Genomic DNA, 4,833 nt, shown 5'->3' with positions numbered 1-4,833 from the left:
GTGACGACCGGGAGTCGATGAATGGGCGGAGAGGCAATGACGCTAAGATCCCTGAAGCCAGCAAGACCGCCCGCGAGAGTCCGCGGAATCGGCGTGGCGCTCATCCAAAGGGCATGAATACTCTTGGCCAGCCCGGAAAGTCTCGCCTTCTCCGTCGCCCCAGAATGCTGTTCCTCATCGATGACGACAAGGCCGAGGCCGGCGAACTTCACGTCCTTCGAGGCGAGGGCCTGCGTTCCGACTACGACCTTCAATTTGCCACTCTTTAGCCCCTCCTTCACCTCTCTTGTCTCTGCGCCTGAACCGGTTCGCGACAAACTCCCCACTTCGATGCCAAACGGAGCGAAGCGTTTGCGGAAAGTCGCGACATGCTGTCTTGCCAGGACGGTCGTCGGCACCGCTATCGCCACCTGCTTACCTGACAACACGACGGCGGCCGTGGCTCGCAAAGCCACCTCGGTTTTACCGAATCCGACGTCGCCGCAAATGATCCTGTCCATGGGGTGGCCCGACGCAAGATCATTCAAAACGTCCCGAATGGCCTTCGCTTGATCGACTGTCGTGAAATACGGAAAACGCGCGACGAACCTCTCATAGATGGGACCAGGAGGTACAAGCTTCGGAGCCCGCCGGCGGCGCCGCTGGCTGATGTGTTTGGCGAGCTGCTTGCCGGCGATTTGAATTTCGCGCTCCGCCTCAGTACGCCGGCTCCACCATGTACTTCCATCCGCTTTGTCGAGGGTGAGTTCGCCGCGCTCCGACGCATATGGCCAGATCAAGGCCAGGTCAGAGGGCGGAACAAGCACTGCGTCGTCTCCCGCAAATACGAGCCTGATCATTTCGCGCGACGACCCGCCTCCCGTTGCCACGGTCTGCAAGCCATCGAGCAAGGCCAGCCCTCGCTGCAGATGAACAACCGCTGTCCCCTGCTCCGGCACATCTGCGTGGTCGAAAGCCGCAGTCCAGCTTCTGGCCAGGGGCTGCGGATGATGAGCCCTGCTGCCGAGCACATCGGAAGCCGTCACAACGACAAGAGGTTTCCGACCAGGTAGGACAAAACCCCTATCGAAGTCGGCCAGAAGTGCTGCCGCACGGTTGCGTCCAGCCGTCGCCTCGTTCCAATCCGCAAAGTGCTCCGCCTTGTCTCCACTCATCCGTTCCAGCACGCGCAGGTCGTCCTCATGCGCTGCGACGAAAAGCAGTCGCGAACCGGCGCGCCGCGTATCGTCGACGAACGCACGAAGCGCCTTCCTGGGTGATGCGACCTGCGAAAAGTCCGGTATGGGAGCGAAAGGTGCCTTTTGCGACAGCACCTTCATAGGCCTGGTCGCCTGCTTCCATTCGCGTCTCCCGAGGTATTCTCGGTCTCTGTCCGTGCGACCCGCCGCCTCCTCGATCGTGTTTAGCCAGCTATCAGCGTGCGCTGAAACGCCGGCATCCGCGATCCACTTGGCTCGACCACAATAGTCGAACAGGGTCGAGCGCTTTCCGCGTATGTTCCCGAACGCCAGCCGCTCCGACATCGGGTCGATGAGAAGCTCCTTCGTCTCAAAAACGATGTCATGTTCTATCGGGTCGAACGCCACGACCCGACGTATCACCCCACCCGAATGCTCTACTCTGAACGGACCAAGTGCGCCGGCGGGAAAAATCTCGAATGTCTTTCCGTGAAACAGGGCGCCGCCAGGATAGTCCGCCTCTTCATCAAGGTCGTATCCGAGGGGCTCAAGCCGTGCGCGGAGATCTTGTTCAGAAAACGCGGCGCTCACTTTCAAACAGAGGATTACGCGCGACCAACTCGCCGGCATAGGCAGGCGCTCCATCACGGCCTCTGCCGTGGACACGAGCAGAATCGGTTTTTCAGGCTTGGCAAGGCGCCGCAAGACCGAACTTCGTCTGCCTGCGATTTCGTGCGACGGCTCCAGCTGATCGAACGGCAGCGTATTGAGTCTTGGAAAAACAAGCACATCGCACGAAGCATCGAGGGCATGAATGATGGCACCCAGCCGCTCGGCTCTATTCTCGTGTTCAGCAAGAAAGACGACGCCATTGCGGCCAGACCTCCTCCACTGTGCGAGCAGATGGAGGGCCATCATGCCTAAAGGCGATGAAGAAGAGATTGCAGTCCGCGATGAAGAATTCTTTCGCTTCGTTGCCCTGCTGGCAACCTGCGCTTTTTTAGAACGGCCCACGTTAATCCCGTTGTTGATCGCGATCATCTCACGCTGATGGCGAGTCTTGCTTCGAACAGGCCAGCTCTGATGTGGGAGCTACGCCTAGGGCTGCCTACATATGCGAATATGATCGCACGTTTCCAGTCTAATCATCCCGTGAAACATCGCTTGGGAGCGAGGCGTGTCGATCGTCCCCCTTTCTCTGCCCGACAGATCACTGTTCTCGGCATCAGTGCGTTTCAGTTTCGCCTTTCCGATCCTGATGCTGTGGCTCTGGCAGGTCACGTGGCTGCTTTGGCAAACATAACGGGCCTCCGCTTAGAAGATGGGAAACGCGAGATCGTTGCGCGAACCTGTTGCGCGCAATTCCGCGACGCAAATGCCATCGAGATGAAGCCCGGAGCTGTGCTTCCGGCCGGCCGGGAGCCGCCAAGTGGCACATCACGCGAACCGTACATTACCAAAGCGATTCAGTCAGGCCGACTTCTTCTGCTGGCCGCCGGCCTCTTGCCGGCGCTCGGTCAGCATCTCCTTTTGACCGGCCGCTGCTCAGGCGTCGATGTAAGATCAAGTTGATCAATGAAGGCTTGGCTGTTCGCTTCGTCTGCGGCACAACAAGCTGTCCGGCGCTTCCTTGGTGTTGAACGCCGCGCGAGCGGACTCGTTCGAGGCTGGAGGTTTCCTCAACGAGTCCGCAACCGCCGCCGCTGCCTGATACCGCGCAGAAGACCATCGCGAATTCCCGCAACAGAGTCTGATCAGTGCCCTAGCGTTCATTAGAGCATCAGCGTTCATTAGAGCATCGACCGAGCGGTACGGAGGGGTGGTGTTGAGGTTCTTGCCAGAGGCCCGGCTACCCCTCATCTGGGCCTCGCGCGCTGTTCGTCGCGTCAGGAACGACAGCCTACACCGCCGCGTTATCAGATCGGGCCGACGTCCCCGAGCGGCCTGGCACGGTTCCGTCCCACCCCAGCCCCACTACGCTACCCGAGGCGGGACCGCGCGCGCAGTGGGCTTGCTCATTTGGCCTCGGAAGCCGAGGGTGGGGCCTGCTCTGGTTTTAGCTTGCGCTATTTAGAAGCTGGGAAACGGCGGTGACTAGCTGCGCGGGCGCAAACGGTTTTTGCAGCAGGATGCTGTTGGGGACGCCTTGCGACGCCCATTCGTCCCCACCCGCGCCCGTCATGTAGACGACCGGGAACGCAGGGTCCTTTTCCCTGATCTGTCTCGCTACCCCCCAACCGCTCAGTCGGCCTTTCAGGTTCACGTCGGTGACGAGCGCCTGGTAGTTCTTGCTGCCGGTCTTGAACAAAGTCAGCGCTTCCTCGGCGCTGGATAGGATGTCGGTCTCAAATCCGCCGTCCCGTAATGCCTCTTCCACGATACCTTGCAGCTGATAATCGTCCTCGACGACGAGAATGAGGGGTAACTCGGCCACGATTTCCCCCGGCGCGCTTGAGAACCGTCAATGTATGTATGGGTCGGGGTGCCCTTGGTTCAAAAAGGTGGACATAACTGGGGCGGAGGGCAATCGCGTGCGGTCGGCCCGCGCTCTAAGCGGTGATCTTTCAGATCAGCCCCAAGAGTATGAAAGCCCCGATCTCGATCAGGACTGCGGTTCCTAGGGTGGCGACGGCAAGAAAGGCGTCAATCGGCGATAGGTGCATGGCTCGCCTCGCAGTTTTGCGAAGCCCCGAGACCCAGATGGCGGTCGCAACGGTGAGTTAGGGAGATCGTGCATTTCCAAGGGTTTGGAACAGCGTTTGTCGCCACCAATGGCTTTCGATCTGATCGAGCACGGCGAGATCGAGCATCGGCCGCAAGGTGCTGCCTTTCGGCAGCACAATCGCATAGCTCTCGCTGCTGAAGCTGGTGTCGACAACACGAACCGAGGCTGGGAAATCCTTCCGAACGATCCAGGTCAGAAGCGGCTTATCATGGACGAAGGCATCGATCGTGCCGCGGCTCAATGCAGATAGGCCGCTTTGAAGGTCCGGAAATGCTCGAAAGGAAAGCTGCTGACGAGTGAGGTAGTCGGTTGTCGCAGAGTTCGCGACAGCACCGACGCGCACGGATCGCAGGTCGTTGAAGCCGTGAACCGCGCCTTCGAGCCCTCGGCGCGTGAGGGTGGAGGGTGATGCCTGCGGTGAACACGGCTATGGCGATAACGGAAGCGATCATCCACCCGGTTGCGACGATTCGCCCCGGAAGCGTTGCCGGCGCATTCTGAGCGGCTCCCGCCTGCGTCATGGCGATGGTCGACCACCAGAAGCTGGAGCCGAGTCCCTTGGCTCCTCCGCCGAAATGTTCGGTTTTCCGGGCGTTCCAGCAGCCAGATGAGGAAGCCGACCGCCATCGCAAAACAGAGCAGTACCGCGACTGCCTGGAAGAAGCCGAAGGAAAGAAGCGCCCTCCCGATCGATACCCAGGCGCTTTCATTGACTGGCACCGCAATCCCGAGTCCGGTGTTGTAGAAGGGTTGAGTAAAATCGACGCTGCGTGCGCGTCCAGCGGTCACAGTTACCGCTCCGACACCGGCGTCGAGGGTACCCTTCGCGACGTCATCCAGCAGATCCTGCACGTTCTGGGTCTCGACCAAGCGAAAGCGCAGATGCGCCCCAGCGGCGATCTTTCTCCAGAGTTCGATGCTGATACCGCT

The 4,833-nt window shown here is 60.0% G+C and carries 4 protein-coding genes; all 4 read right to left on the bottom strand.

What is annotated here, in order from left to right; translation table 11 throughout:
* Positions 1-2,096 (bottom strand): DEAD/DEAH box helicase (locus tag CP49_RS25795; protein ID WP_245310867.1); only part of this gene is annotated, 2,096 nt, incomplete at its 3' end.
* Positions 2,097-3,234: 1,138 nt separating this feature from the next.
* Positions 3,235-3,612, bottom strand: coding sequence for a response regulator (locus CP49_RS25790; protein ID WP_057852966.1), 378 nt, complete (start codon positions 3,610-3,612; stop codon positions 3,235-3,237).
* Between the two features lie 286 nt (positions 3,613-3,898).
* A complete protein-coding gene (locus CP49_RS47835; RefSeq protein WP_420807647.1) occupies positions 3,899-4,144 on the bottom strand; it encodes a hypothetical protein in 246 nt (81 codons plus the stop codon).
* Positions 4,141-4,833 (bottom strand): transporter substrate-binding domain-containing protein (locus CP49_RS47830; protein ID WP_245310863.1); only part of this gene is annotated, 693 nt, incomplete at its 5' end. The genes CP49_RS47830 and CP49_RS47835, both read right to left, overlap by 4 nt.

Origin of the sequence: Bradyrhizobium valentinum (assembly GCF_001440405.1) — a bacterium.
Classification (GTDB): Bacteria; Pseudomonadota; Alphaproteobacteria; order Rhizobiales; family Xanthobacteraceae; genus Bradyrhizobium; species Bradyrhizobium valentinum.
The sequence above is the reverse complement of the archived record's forward strand: the minus strand, read 5'-3'. Positions and strand labels throughout refer to the sequence as shown.